The organism is Rhizobium pantanalense, assembly GCF_030182525.1.
Classification (GTDB): domain Bacteria; phylum Pseudomonadota; class Alphaproteobacteria; order Rhizobiales; family Rhizobiaceae; genus Rhizobium.
This window is the reverse complement of the sequence record NZ_JAQJCH010000010.1, coordinates 285,953-299,831: the sequence shown is the minus strand read 5'-3', so window position 1 is coordinate 299,831 and position 13,879 is coordinate 285,953. Positions and strand designations below refer to the sequence as shown.

Here is a 13,879-nt window from a genome sequence, read left to right as displayed (position 1 = left end):
AGACGGCGCTGGAGAAGCGCCGCCTTTGTCATCGCTATACGTTCACGCTGCCCGCATGAAATCGCTCGCCGTCAATGACGGACGATTATACTGGGACGTGAACGCATCATCTCCGATTAAATTCCAAGAGGATGGTGTGAGCGGCGTGGAGGACGTGCCGAGACTTGCGCCAAGTGTCGCCGGTTGGATACCGACGATGTCCGGAAGCCCATTGAATGTATCAACGTTAGCCTGTGCCCATTCGGACACCGCATAGGTCTGGTCGGCTTCCTGATAATCGGACGCTGCCGCATTGTTGGCGAAGTTGATCCCAAAATCACCAACGTTGAAACCGATCAGCGAAAGGCTGCCAGGATTGGAATCGTAATAGTACTTATCCGTATCCGTTTCTGATCCGTCCCAGTTTTGCTGGTTATAGGTGAATGACGACTGATCGGGCGTCAATCCGGTCAACACCAGCTTGTTTTGCGGACCCTGGGTTAGGTATTGATTCGAATATGCAAAGTCACGCAGGACATCGACGTTCCCCGACTTCATCGCGTAATCGTTTCTCGTGTACGAATACTCTTGCCAAGCGTCGGTATAATACGCTTCCGTTCCACCTGCAGCATTGGCGTCGCCGACGAGCTTGAGATTGTTTGTCGGGTCAACACTTCTCTCGCCCATGCCGTTGGAACCGCCAAGCATGTTGGGATTGTAGTCTGAAAAACCGCCTACGGCGCTTTGAGAATATTGGAGGTAACGCGTTGGGTCGCCTATGATCTGTCCGTTATATTTCAGGATGTCGCTCGCTGTGGGATTAATCAGGACGATTTTGTCATCGAAACCACCGCCGTAGCCGGAATCGTCGTTTGAACCGAAATTCTGATCGATGTAGGCATCGATCTTGCTGGGATCGAGAGCAAGAAAGTTCGCCTGATTGATATCGTTCATCTGGAGAATGTAGACGCCGATATTCGCGTCAGCGGCGGACTCGAAGTCGAAGGTGTCGTTGCCGTTAGCACCGTAGACAACCGTCAGAGGCGCGAGATTCGCAGACTGAAAAACGAAACTTTCACCGCCATCAGGACTGCTCTCCACCATATTCCAGTTTGATGTCGTCGACGGATCGCTTGCAGTCGATGCGTCCAGCGTTGCCGTTCCCGCGTTCTGTTCGAGGATGATATTGTTCCCGATGGCCACATCGAACGTATCGGAAGCCTGACCAAGCATGATATTTGTGCCATTTCCACCGACAAACGAGGTGCTGCCATCGGGCGAACCGAAGAGCAATGCACCTCCGACGGTGCCCGCGAAAGTATCTGGTGCATCACTTCCGTCCAACGTCACGCCCGCAGGGCTGGCCGCTGCCTTGACTTCTGTAATACCCGCGATCAAAGCATCTCCGCCAGATTTGAACAGATTCTGGAATCCTACATCGTAGTCCTCCGGGGTTGGCGTGCCTACGGTGCTCATAATGACGTCACGAACGAGATTTTCTGCACCAATTATCTCTGGAGCGCTTGCCGCACTTTGGCCGTCGAGCCAAGTGGATGAATTGAGGTTGACGGTGACGATGCCTAATGATGAATTCACGATCCCAGTTACGAGCGCCGCATCCGTTGACTTGTCGGCCGCAAGGTGACCTGCATATTGAATTGCTACCTGGGAAAGGTCTCGATAGACCATGTCGTTGGTACTGGAGATATCGCCCACATTGCCAGGCACTAGCGTTGCAAGATCAGTGGCATCGTCAAAAAAGCTCTCAATAGCGACGTCACCATAGAGCATAGTGCCTTCATCAATCGCGGAATAGGCGATCATTTCCTGAAGCGCGGTTGAGGACGAGCCGGTTGCGGTCTTGTAAACATCGACTCCAGCCGCGCTAGCAACGTCGTCATTCCATAATTCTGGCATCCAATATGGAGCGATGGCCGACCAATTGGTCAAATTATTGTCTGAGGCATAAAGCAGCATGGCTGCCAGTGCCATGCTATGAAGTTGCACGGAATTGAGAACACTTTCCGCGCCGGAATCAAGCCCGGTGACCGGCTGATTTTGAAAATTGCGGAGGATTGTCAGAGCTTCTCCAACTGTCGCATAAGCTGACAGCTGCGATTCATCAATTGGAGTCGGCGCAGAATTTCCATAGATAAACGCAGCCAACGCAGGATTTTGCGCGCTCCCAGGGACCGAGTCCGCGTAGGCGTTCGCTGCGGCCTGTTCATATGGCATATTATCGAACAGATACGCCTTGACTCCGTAGATTGATCCAACGAGCCCGGACAGTCCCCCGCCGAGAGAATGACCTGTCAGCGTTATGTTGGCGCTCGTTCCTCCGCTATCCTTTACTGTCTGAAGCACGGACTGATAAAACGAGATTGCTGAATTGACATCAGCGGCCTCATCGGAGCCACCGCCGATAGTCCAGCCATTCCAGAGGTCACCATCCAGCAACTCACTGCCCAGAACATCGGTAGTACCTCTATATGAGATCTCGTAGTCTGAGCCATTTACATATTCTACAGCACTAAAATTGTGATCATTGGATGGTGCGACATTCTCGACCGTCCAATTGCCAACTTGCATATTTTGCGAACCATCTAATGTTTTATTCGCGCCGAAATCATACGCATTCATCGCGAGAATTGCATTCATCAAGTCATCAGTCATAGGTCATCTCTCCTTAGATAACTGACTAGGTTTTGCATCTGCGTGTAACGGAAAAAATCTACTTTAGTGGCGTCAAGTCGTGGCTTGAACGTAGAAAGCCACAGAAGGTAATTGCTTACAGTCCTGGTAATTGGCTCCTCTGTTACTCTGATGGTAGCATTTAGATAACTCGCGTTCTGTCCCGCGACTTCGGCAATCTTCTCCGGATCAATTATAGTCATCGAATAAGGGTCGTCTAAATTGGAAAAATAGATAATGTTAGGCAAAAGATTATTGCTCACACCGAAATCTTGGTTCAACAATACATTCATCTTCTGATTTTTTGGTGGGCTGGGCAGCGCGCTGCTGGCGTATTCGCCGGTCGTAATTCTGTGACCATCAATAACCTCCAGAAGGACAAACGCCGTCTTGCCGTTAGGGAAGGTAACTGGAATAGCGTCGCCCTTTATCGATACGCGCCCACACGTCTGTTCCAGCAAGATGCACGGTGGCTTGTGAATTGTTTCCTGTACTATTCCCGCAGCAGACAAAGGCTTGCCGTCCACAATGAAATTAACCGTCAGTCGATACCGATAGGCATCCACGACATAAAAGACATCTCTTGAATAGATAAAGGCAGCGAGAGCAGAGACCGCGCAAACGATAACAATCACCGGCAGCAGGATGAGTTTGCGCATCAATGAAGATCCCGCAGTTTGGCGCTGGATTCAGCCATAGGATTGGTCAAAACAAATCTAATACATGTGCTCGACCGCAGCCATTGGCCAGGAACACTCGAGAGTCTTTTCGGAAGCCGCTCTTCGGCATCATGCGCATTCACTGCAAGAATCGCATCCTTTATATCCGCGTCCATGACCGGTCATTCCTTTCTAGAAAACGTGGATAATCGGATTGCAATGCCTTTGAATTTTTGTCTGTTTCTGGATAAAGCCGATGCGACGTCGATATGTTTCCGTTTGATATGTCTATTACCTCCTGTCTTCTTATCCAGGGAAGCAATTGATCGAGCCCGGTTGAAACGGGATCATCTGTAAGCTCAACTGATATGTTCATGAGGCGCACGTTCGCGCCAACGAGAGTCGAGATATTGTCCCCGTTGACGAGGATTGCGCTTCGGGGATCCGCGATATCGGTGAAATAGATCACCGTGGGCACATACTGGGGCGGCACAGACACACTAACGCGAGGAAGTTCACTTATCTTCCTATATAAAGGCGCAGGTCTAAGCGCTTGAAACGGCATGTTTCCAGCTCTGACTGACTGCTCGGCAACGCCGAGTAAAACAAACACATATTTTCCATTGGAAAACTTGACCGGAATTGCCTGGCCATGCACCGCAAAGGTATATCCGCACATATCAACACAGGGAATGTTGCGGCGGATTGCAACATGCACGACATTGGAACCGATCACCGGGGTTCCATTCTCGTTGAAAGTTGCCTCTACACGATAACTGAATTCATCTACGGTCGCAGCGCTTCTTTGCCACATGATAAGGCCTGCAGCTGCCGCAAGGATAAGAACCATACATATTAGTATTCGCTTTATTATCCTCATTCGACCATACTCACCTCGGTCGTAAACCGCGGAACGCCAGCAAGAGATCTGTTGCAGGACGTGAGAGCTTGGTCGACAAAATCAACGTCTGTCCAAATTTTGAAATCTCCTGGCGGTCGGGTTCGGGGCAGCCAACCAGAAATGCCAAGAATGGGAGGAAATGCTGGGCGTGGAACGGCTTCTTCGTAGTAGTAAGCGATAGTCTTGCTACCGTTAGCATCGACGGCTTGCAGTTCCCACGGCCCGTGGCGATAGGCGGGCAAATTCGGAACCTGCGGAACAACCCAGTTGCCGGTGCTGAACCGCAAATAACTCGCTGGCAATTCAGCCACTCCCAATAGCTTTCCGGTTTTTGGATCTACCTCGACAATCGAGGGGCCGCTGTAGTGGCCAAAGGCACCGAGGATCTGCATGTCTGCGAGGACATGTTTGATGCAGCCTCCTACACGAAGTCCCTTCAGGGTAGTGTTGTTGCTTTCTATCAAGATTGTGTCGGGTACAGTTCCGCCAACCTGCGTCGTTTGAATATCCGCCAGGAAATTGCTGACCGTCCGCTCTCGAAGATTAGCCGATACAAGAGCCCCGCCCCAGAAAAGCCAGGGCGTTCCGAGGAAAATTGCCAATATGGCAACAGATTTTTTTGGTCCCCAGCGCTTGACCCGGGACAATATAATTATCCCGCCTGCGGCATAGGCCAGCATCGGAAGGTAGAGGATGAATAATCCTCCAAACAGAATCAGATACAAATAGGTGCGCCCCTATTTGAATAGGTTGACGATGTGCGCCGTTGCTTAGCGCGACCAGGGATCGAGATTTGGCTTTTTCGAATGTGATCAAATGCCCCCGATCTGTCGGGCAGCGGCGGTTCAATTCCTCACTAGGTTTGCTCCTGGGGGAAGAAGCAAGACAATATGCACGAAAGTAACCACGGGATGTAGAATCCCGAATCTTATGATCGGAATTTGCATTTCAAAATTTCAATCCGCCATCCGAGGCGATGACGAATACCACCCAATCAACGGCGGTAAATCTAATTAAATTTACTACCCTGTTGCGATCACTTCACGCTATGATGCAACATACCAGTGTGTCAAGATTGTTTGTCTTACAAAAGAATAAACCCGCTTCTCGGATATTGAGAGGTACACGCCTCCATCTTCTTCTTAAGATCTTCTCATATGCATGGTTATTTTCTATCGTCAGAAAGTATTAATTGTCAGACGCGAGTATATAGATGGAACACGGATATCTCTACCATGGCGAGAATAGATGATTCCTTTATTGTCATGGGGCCGCAAGCGCAAAAGCGTCAGCGATATGGTTGATCGTCCATGAGCATTGTTCTTTTTGCTTGGGAACTTGGCAGCAATTTAGGACACATCGCTCGAGATCTTCCGGTAGCTTTGGCGCTTCGCGCACGAGGTCACAGTGTTTACTTCGCATGTCGAGATCTTACGCGGGCAAAGGAGGTACTTGGACCTCAGGGTTTCTCCTGTATGCAGGCTCCCGCCCTGGTGCCACCGAAGCTGTCCTTCATGCCGGCGAGTTACGCCGAAATCCTTCTGTCCAACGGTTACGGCAATGGTACTGCAGTTAAAAGTCTGGTTGCCGGGTGGCGGCAGCTATTTGAGCGGGTGCAGGTAGACGTCATTATCTGCAATCATGCCCCGGGCGCTATGCTTGCGTCGAGGTATGCCGATATCCCGGCCGTCGCGACCTGCATCGGCTTTGAGTTGCCGCCTGCAAGTCCTCGGACTTTCAGAGAATGGGAAGCGCCGCCTGTGGATCGAATCATGGCGGCAGAGCAACTGGTTTGCAGGAACCTAAGCCAAACGCTGCTGGATAGTGGTCGACAAGGTATAGAGAATACCGCCCAGCTGTTTTCGTCCGCAGCAGTTCTGATGACGACGTTTCCGGAATTGGATCACTATGGGCCTCGTGAAGGGCTAGAGTATATCGGCCCGGTGTCGTACTTGCTCGGCGACTCATACAATTGGCCCCGGACAGATCGAAAGCGCATTTTCGCATACCTTCGTAACTCTGTTCCAAACGTGGAGGCAATCCTGATTGGATTGCAGGCAAGCTCCTTTGAAGTGCTTTGCGTAATGCCCGACTGCGATCCCGGAAAGATGACGAGCTACCAAAGCGAACATCTCCACATCCAACGTGATATCGTCGACGTGCCCTCAGCTTTGCGATCTTGCGATCTCGTGGTGACGTACGGCACGGGCACTATTCACGACGCACTGCTTTCCAGGTGCCCAGTGCTCATGTGTCCGCAAAATGCGGAACAATATATGGTCTGCTCGCGAGTCGTCCGCCTGGGTGCAGGTTTGCTGCTCCCTGTCGGGGTCGCGGCGCCTGCAATCTCCGAGATAACGTCCATCTTAGTGTCGGATCCTCGCTTCTCCGCCGCAGCCGAAACGTTCGCCGCAAGGCATGTTGCGTTCTCCGCGGAGTTGGCGATCAATAGGATCTTGCAAGCTGTCGAGAGCCGGCTATAGCCGCTTAGTAAGTTCAACAGCGAGATTCTTATTGTCCTGAAGGGATACAGCGTTGACTAATGTGTCTGTTTAGATCAAGCTCACCTTTCGGGATTTTGGAGGGAAGCTTCACCGAGCCCGCGGTCGTTACCGTAGCTTGACATCCTCAAATCTGATGCCGAAACGCGCGAGGTATTTCGTCAGGCGATCTGCGTCATTGCTGCTTTTCTTTTCCAATCGCGAGATGGCGAAGAGAGCTCTTCCGGCAGCGCTCGCCGTCGTATGCTCGCGGCAGCTGTGAAGAACGGCCGCAAGCTGCACCGCGTCGAAGCGGTCGAGGCGCGCGGCGACCTCCGCGCCCAGCACGCCCTCAAGGATCAGATCCGTTCCGTCGTCCTCGCTCGCACGGCGCCAAAACGCATTCAGCCGCTGGATTTCGTCGTCAACGACATCGCCCGTGATGCGCCCATGTGGGGCGAGCGTCGCCATGCGTGTCACCGAGGCGGACAGATCGCGAAAATTCGCACTCCAGACGGCTTGTGGGCCGGTCGCAAACGTCAAATAGCGTTCGCGGGCCTCCCTGTTGAAGGTGATATTCTCGCCTTCCCGCTCCAGATAGCGCCTGAGTTCGAAGTCGAGATTGGGCTCAATATCCTCCTTGCGCTCGCGCAATGCCGGCAGCTGGAAAGTCCAGAGATTGAGCCGGGCGTAGAGGTCCTCGCGGAAGCGTCCCTTGCGAACATCTTCGCCGAGATCGCGATTGGTGCCAGCAAGCAGCTGGAAGTCTGCCGCAACCTCCCGATCGGCGCCGACCGGCAAAAATCTCTTTTCCTCGATCGCACGTAGGCACATGGCCTGCTCATCGAGGCCGAGTTCGCCAATCTCATCAAGGAACAAGACACCCTTATCGGCAGATTTCAGAAGACCCGCGCGCTCGCTGGCAGCACCGGTAAAGGCGCCCTTCACATGACCGAACAGCGCCGACATGGCCTGGTCGCCACGCAATGTTGCGCAGTTGACCTCGATGAACGGGCCGGTGATTTTCCGTTGGGCCTTCTTCAGCTCGTAAATGCGGCGGGCAAGCTGCGACTTGCCGGCTCCGGTCGGTCCGGTCAGGAGAACCGGTGCGGTGGAGCGGATCACCACTCTCTCGATCTCATCGATCATCCTGTTAAAGGCGGCATTGCGGGTCGATATGCCGGACTTGAGGAAGGAGGCTGCATCCTCTCGCTCCGACGCGAAACGCTTGGCGATCTCGTCGTAACGGGAAAGATCCAGATCGATGATCCGGTGGGTACCGACGACATCCTGTTCTCCCTCCCGATCGCGTGGCGGCGAGAGCTGCAGCAGCCGGCCTGGAATGATGCGCGCCTCGGTCAGCAGGAACCAGCAGATCTGTGCCACATGCGTGCCGGTGGTTATGTTGACGAGATAGTCTTCCGTATCGGGATCAAAGCTGTAGCCGCGAGCAAAGTCCCTGAGGTTTGTGTAAACCTCGGAGAAATCCCACGGATCGCGGAAGTTTATGACATTGCTGCGCACTTCCGTTGCCGGCGAAACTGTTCCTATGTCGGCGATGATGCGATGGCTGAGCGGCTGTGCATGATTGTCGTGGATCAGTTCCAGCCGATCGATAAAGAGCCCTGGCTGTTGACAGAGCGCGACGGTCGGGCGCCAGCGGCTCCAGCGATTGTCCCATTTCCCCGCATCCAGGGTCGTTCCCAATATACTGATGGCGACGCGCCGCTTCATAGCTTATCCAAAAATATAAGACTCTATAGAAATAGATAATATCTTTCAGACCTCAGATTTCGCAACCGCAGACTTCTCCAGCAGCATCAAAAAATTTTATTACATTAAAACAAATGGATAAAAGAAATATTCTCGCCGCCCGCGCTCATTTCCCCAAACTGGCACGCCGCTTGAAAGGTATCTGGCACGAACGAAACAAGAGGTGCCGTCATGGTCAACAAGGCAATCTTCAAATCCTACCTGGGGAAGCTGCTCCCGGGCACGGACACGAACAATCACGCAGCTGCCCCCGCCTATCGGCTGACGCCCCGCGAAGCGCTGGCGCAATATGCCGTCACAGGTACGTTCAACAGCACCTTCTATGCGGAAGGTGCTGAGCAGCTGGAGATGGTGAAGGCGCTTGCTCTTGAAGTCGAGCCGGAATTCCTCGCCAAGGTGGCTGTCTATGCGGCCGAAAAAGGTCACATGAAGGATATGCCGGTGACGTTGCTTGCAATGCTCTCCAGCCTTCAGAGCGATGCCTTTGCTCGTGCATTCCCGCGGGTGGTCAAGAGCAGCAAGATGCTGCGCGGCTTTGTGCAGGTCATGCGCTCCGGCGCTACGGGCCGCAAGTCGCTCGGCACGCGGCCGAAGAAGGCGGTGCAGGCATGGCTCGACCGGGCCAGCACGGAACAGGTTCTGCGTGCGATGGTCGGCAACGACCCTTCGCTCGCCGATGTCATCCGCATGGTGCATCCGAAGCCGGCGACGGAGGAACGCAAGGCGCTCTACGCCTGGGCAATCGGCAAGCCGCATGACCATGCGGCGCTGCCGGAACTCGTCAGGGCATTGGAGGCTTTCCGGCGGGACCAGACCGGCGCAGTTCCGGACGTGCCGTTCCAGATGCTGACTTCGCTGACGCTGACACGGAAGCATTGGGTCGAGATCGCCCGCAAGGGCGGCTGGCAGATGCTGCGGCAGAACCTCAATACCTTTGCGCGCAACGGCGTGTTCGAGGTCAAGGGTTTTGCAGAAGCGCTGGCGGCGCGGCTTGCCGATCCGGATGAAGTCCGCAGGGCAAAGGTCTTCCCCTATCAGCTCATGATGGCGTGGAAGATGGTCGATGGCCAGGTTCCGGAGGTCGTGCGGGATGCGCTGCAGGATGCGATGGATATCGCCATCTCCAACGTTCCGCCGCTGACGGGCGATGTGGTGCTCTGCCCCGACGTGTCCGGCTCCATGGGTTCGCCCGTGACCGGCTACCGGAAGGGCGCGACCTCCTCGGTCCGCTGCATCGATGTCGCAGGTCTGATGACCGCGGCGTTCCTGCAGCGCAACCCGAAAGCAAGGGTGCTGCCGTTCGAAAACGACGTGGTGCATGTCAGCCTCAACAAGCGGGATTCGGTCATGACCAATGCCGAAAAGCTCGCGAAGATCGGCGGCGGCGGAACCAACTGCTCCGCGCCTCTGCGCAAACTGGCAAACGAGAAGGCCAAGGTCGATCTCGTCGTGTTCATCTCGGACAACGAATCCTGGGTGCATGCACGTGGGAACGGTCAGCCGACCGCCGTGATGACGGAATGGGCAAGGATCAAGCGACACAACCCGGCTGCAAAGCTGGTTTGCCTCGACATCCAGCCCCATGCCACGACACAGGCGCCGACCCGCGTCGACGTACTCAACATCGGCGGCTTCTCCGATGCCGTCTATGGCGTGATCGCGGCTTTCGCGGCCAACGGTCAGGGTGCGGACGGCTGGGTGAACGCCATCGAGGCGATCGAGCTCTGACGAGCTCGTCAAAAGCAATAGCTTCGCGTCGCGAATGGCGCGAAGGCCGTGACGAATGCCGGATGAAACTACAGATCGTTACTCTCCAGGTCGCGGGTTCGAATCCCGTCGGGTCCTCCACATTCTATGGACTCGTAGCTCAGCGGTAGAGCAGGACGTTTCACCACACCTCGTCGTCACGGACGAATGGAAATGACATGGCGAATGCAAAAGGGAACTACATGGCCGCGGCAGGTTCGAACCCTGCAAGGGGATCGCGCATCCTCACTGGAAGCGGGAAGTTTCCTTGTCCACTAGTCGCCATGACCGAATGCAGCGGCGAATGCCGGGCGGAACTACAGCCACCAAAGTTGGATGGTCTGGCAGGTTCGACTCCTCCTGGGCATACGCTCTCTGGCACGAGCGGGGCCATCCGGTTTCGTCCACCCTCGTCGCCGCTGCATCGATCGCATACAGATCCTCGCTCTGCGGGGGCAAAGAAACACAATTGAACAGAAGGACTGCAGACGCAGAAAAGACAATGACAACGGTAATGAGCGGACAGGATTTGATCGATGCCGGCATGAGCCAGGGGAAATGGTTCCGCCCAGCCCTCGACGCCGCCAATTCGGTTTTGAGCAACGGCGGCTCGATGGCGGATGCAATGGAAGCGGCAAAGGCTTTCCAGCCTGGGCCAACACTCGCCTTGCGGGCCGACAGCGATATCGAGATCTATTCCAACATCCGCGCCGAGAACGCTTTCGAGCAGGACAATGTCGAAAAGGTCCACGCGACGATGCGCGCATTGGTGCGCACGCCTGTCGTCCGGTCCGCGGCAATCATGCCCGACGCGTGCCCCGCAGGTCCGATCGGTACGATACCGGTCGGCGGCGTGGTTGCTTCCGAAGCGATCCATCCAGGCATGCATTCGGCTGATATCTGCTGCTCGATGGCGATATCGATCTTTCCAGGCGTCGATCCGAAGTCGTTGCTGGACGCCGTGCATGCCGTGACGCATTTCGGTCCGGGCGGACGTCCGCGCGGCGCGCAGTTCAGGCCTTCCGAGGCGACCCTATCGGCTTTCGAGCAGAACCCATATTTGCGCGATGGAGCGCTGAGCGCCGGCATCGAGCACTTCGCGACCCAGGGCGACGGCAACCATTTCGCCTATGTCGGAGCCATGAAGTCGACCGGCGAAACGGCGCTCGTCACCCATCATGGATCGCGAGCTCCCGGTGCACGGCTCTACGACAAGGGCATGAAGGTCGCCAACCGGTTTCGCGAACAGCTCTCGCCCGAGACCCATCGCGAGAATGCCTGGATCCCGGCGGAAACCGAGGAAGGCGACCTCTACTGGTCGGCCTTGCAGACCATCCGTCAGTGGACGAAGGAAAACCATTATGTCCTTCACGACATGGCGGCGGGAAAACTCTCGGCCAAGGTCGCCGATCGCTTCTGGAACGAGCATAACTTCGTTTTCCGAAAGTCGGACGGGCTGTTCTACCACGGCAAGGGTGCAACGCCGGCGTTTGACAATTGGGCACACGATGCGACCGATCTGACCATCATTCCGCTCAACATGGCGGAACCGGTACTCATCGTTCGCGGAACGAATGCCGCTCATGGTCTCGGCTTCTCGCCGCATGGCGCGGGCCGCAACTTCTCGCGCAGCGCGCATATGCGGCAGCTGTCGGCGGAGTACGGAGCAGATTCGCGTGGGCTCAGCTCGAACAACATCGCGGCAATCCTGGAAAAGGAGACAAGCGGCCTCGACGTGCGCTTCTTCTCGGGCTTCGCGGACGTGTCGGAGCTGCCGAGCGCCTACAAGAGCGCCGCCAACGTGCGGGCACAAATCGAACATTACGGCCTTGCCGAAGTGGTCGACGAAGTGATCCCGTTCGGGAGCATCATGGCGGGTGATTGGCAGAAGAATGCGCCTTGGCGGAAGAAACGCCAATAAACATCGGGAAAGGCGGCGAGTTCGCCTTTCCCGCATACAGCACGATTACAATATCGCAGCGGGGCGGAGCTCGATCGAACGCAGGACGTCCAATGACGGCGAAGGGCAATGTTCCGCAATTCGTCTGGCAACTATGAGAAAGTTCACATGACAACCGAATACGTGATCGACGGTTCTCAGATAACATCGCTGGAGTCGTTTTACGACGAGATCAGCCGAGTGCTGATCCCTGACGCTTACTGGGGAAGAAATCTTGATGCCTTTGACGACATTCTACGAGGTGGCTTTGGAACGCCTGATGAAGGTTTCACGATCAGATGGTCTCGCTCGGATGGATCGAAGGAAAGACTGGGTTATCCCGAGACCGTGAGGCAACTCGAGCGCCGTCTGCAACGATGCCATCCCAGTAATCGAGACCATATTCGCCAGGAACTTGGTGACGCCCGTGCCGGCATAGGCCCGACAGTGTTTGATTGGCTTCTCTGGATCATTCAAATCCATGGCCCTGGTGGTGAGAAGGAGGCCGACAATGTTCGGCTGGTGTTGGAATAGTTGGATTGCGTGGGAAAGTGTCGCTCGGCATTTAATCACGGATTGGCATGACGCTGGAACCTTTGCGACTGACCCAGTCGCCTTCGGGCGGATAGTGTGAACCGGCGCGATGATTTGGGGAAAATCGGCGTCATAAGCTATTGATGTTTCAAAAATGGGCGGGTCATTCGGCAACGCCGATTCACACATTATCGGCTGCCGCATAAACAGCTTGCGAAACAGTTCCTCGGATCGGCACAGACCCTCGTCCGTCAGCACCAACGACTTCGACTTGTTCACCGGATCTCCGATCAGGCCTTTCTGATGCAAGCGATCCGTGGTCGCCCAGTCAAAACCCTTCCAGGCGCAACGCTCGTTGTGAAGTGTCAGCCACAGCAGTGCCAGGACGGTATCGTCGATTTTGTCCTCATCGATCTCCATGAACCGACGTTACCACGCGAGCCCCATTGAGTCCTGCGGCCCACCTCGGATGCATACATGGGTGCTCAGCCGGCGAATGGATCAGCCGCAAATACAAATCGGGTCAAAACGATGCGAAACAGAACAACTAAGTGGCCGAGTGTCATAATTAAACTTATCTGATTTTTAGCCGGCTAATTGCATGCGTTCCGCTTTCGAAGTCGATGATCAAACGATTTCAATGACTTGCCTTGGTGATCTTGTGGCCTGCATGGATGCTCTTAGCAGCCGCCCCTCACCGATCGGCGCCGTCTTTATCATCTCAGATATCCCCGCCGCCCGATCAAGGATGGATTCACGACCGACGATCTCTACGATTTTCTGACAACCGAGCCGAACAATCTCGTCAAACCCATTCATGACAAGGCCATGCCGGTGCTGCTGCTGACGAGGGAAGAGACCGACGTCTGGATGAGGGCGCCGTGGGATGAGGCGAAGGATCTAGCCAGGCCGTTAGCCGATGAGGCGCTGACTGTCACATCGCGCGAACCCTATGGATCGACGATCGTAACCAAGGAAGGCGAACTGGTCGACCGGCCGGAATTGCCGTAGCGGGCAGCCATCAATGCAGCGATGCCTGTTCCGACACGAGCAACTCATACACCACTGCATCGGCGATCTCACCGAGCCTGCGCCAGCCGTAAAGCTCACGTTCGCTCACCCGCTCCTGGATCGCGGCCAGCATCCAGCCAGCCGCATCACCCGCCTTCCCACAACC

Annotated in this window: 10 protein-coding genes and 2 pseudogenes; 5 read left to right on the top strand and 7 right to left on the bottom strand. The window is 55.1% G+C overall.

Annotated features, from left to right (window positions below; all coding sequences use genetic code 11):
- Window positions 1-42: 42 nt before the first annotated feature.
- From PH558_RS24805 to PH558_RS24790, 4 genes are all read right to left on the bottom strand, one after another.
- Window positions 43-2,652 carry a Tle-like phospholipase domain-containing protein gene (locus tag PH558_RS24805; protein ID WP_285207109.1) on the bottom strand — a complete coding sequence of 870 codons (2,610 nt, stop codon included), beginning with the start codon at window positions 2,650-2,652 and terminating at the stop codon, window positions 43-45.
- The gene (locus PH558_RS24800; protein ID WP_285207107.1) at window positions 2,649-3,329 is read right to left on the bottom strand and encodes a hypothetical protein; all 681 of its coding nucleotides are present in this window, start codon (window positions 3,327-3,329) and stop codon (window positions 2,649-2,651) included. Before PH558_RS24800 ends, PH558_RS24805 begins: the two co-directional genes overlap by 4 nt.
- Window positions 3,330-3,489: 160 nt before the next feature.
- Entirely contained in the window at window positions 3,490-4,179 is a 690-nt protein-coding gene (locus PH558_RS24795) for a hypothetical protein (RefSeq protein WP_285207106.1), read from the bottom strand.
- Window positions 4,180-4,205: 26 nt separating this feature from the next.
- Entirely contained in the window at window positions 4,206-4,955 is a 750-nt protein-coding gene (locus PH558_RS24790; protein WP_285207105.1) for a hypothetical protein, read from the bottom strand.
- A gap of 585 nt (window positions 4,956-5,540) precedes the next feature.
- On the opposite strand from PH558_RS24790, the gene PH558_RS24785 reads away from it, so the two are divergent.
- Window positions 5,541-6,713, top strand: a complete 1,173-nt coding sequence (locus PH558_RS24785) for a glycosyltransferase (protein ID WP_285207104.1) — start codon at window positions 5,541-5,543, stop codon at window positions 6,711-6,713.
- 126 nt (window positions 6,714-6,839) lie between these two features.
- Here PH558_RS24785 and rtcR read toward each other — a convergent pair whose 3' ends face one another.
- Window positions 6,840-8,444 carry an RNA repair transcriptional activator RtcR gene (rtcR, locus tag PH558_RS24780; RefSeq protein ID WP_285207103.1) on the bottom strand — a complete coding sequence of 535 codons (1,605 nt, stop codon included), beginning with the start codon at window positions 8,442-8,444 and terminating at the stop codon, window positions 6,840-6,842.
- Window positions 8,445-8,654: 210 nt separating this feature from the next.
- Between rtcR and PH558_RS24775 the strand changes: the two genes are divergently transcribed.
- From PH558_RS24775 to PH558_RS34280, 3 genes are all read left to right on the top strand, one after another.
- On the top strand, window positions 8,655-10,211 hold the full coding sequence (locus PH558_RS24775; protein WP_152094759.1) for a TROVE domain-containing protein: 1,557 nt from the start codon (window positions 8,655-8,657) through the stop codon (window positions 10,209-10,211).
- A 532-nt stretch (window positions 10,212-10,743) separates the two neighbouring features.
- A complete protein-coding gene (locus tag PH558_RS24770; protein WP_152094794.1) occupies window positions 10,744-12,150 on the top strand; it encodes an RtcB family protein in 1,407 nt (468 codons plus the stop codon).
- A 108-nt stretch (window positions 12,151-12,258) separates the two neighbouring features.
- On the top strand, window positions 12,259-12,702 hold the full coding sequence (locus PH558_RS34280; protein WP_350223826.1) for a barstar family protein: 444 nt from the start codon (window positions 12,259-12,261) through the stop codon (window positions 12,700-12,702).
- 192 nt (window positions 12,703-12,894) lie between these two features.
- On the opposite strand, the pseudogene PH558_RS24765 reads toward PH558_RS34280, so the two are convergent.
- Window positions 12,895-13,122: pseudogene (locus PH558_RS24765) on the bottom strand (DUF6429 family protein); the annotation flags it as partial.
- 315 nt (window positions 13,123-13,437) lie between these two features.
- Between PH558_RS24765 and PH558_RS24760 the strand changes: the two are divergent.
- A pseudogene (locus PH558_RS24760) lies at window positions 13,438-13,713 on the top strand (SOS response-associated peptidase); the annotation flags it as partial.
- 10 nt (window positions 13,714-13,723) lie between these two features.
- Here the strand turns inward: PH558_RS24760 and PH558_RS24755 are convergent.
- Complete coding sequence (locus tag PH558_RS24755) at window positions 13,724-13,846, bottom strand: hypothetical protein (RefSeq protein WP_267904848.1); 123 nt, start codon at window positions 13,844-13,846, stop codon at window positions 13,724-13,726.
- Window positions 13,847-13,879 lie beyond the last annotated feature (33 nt).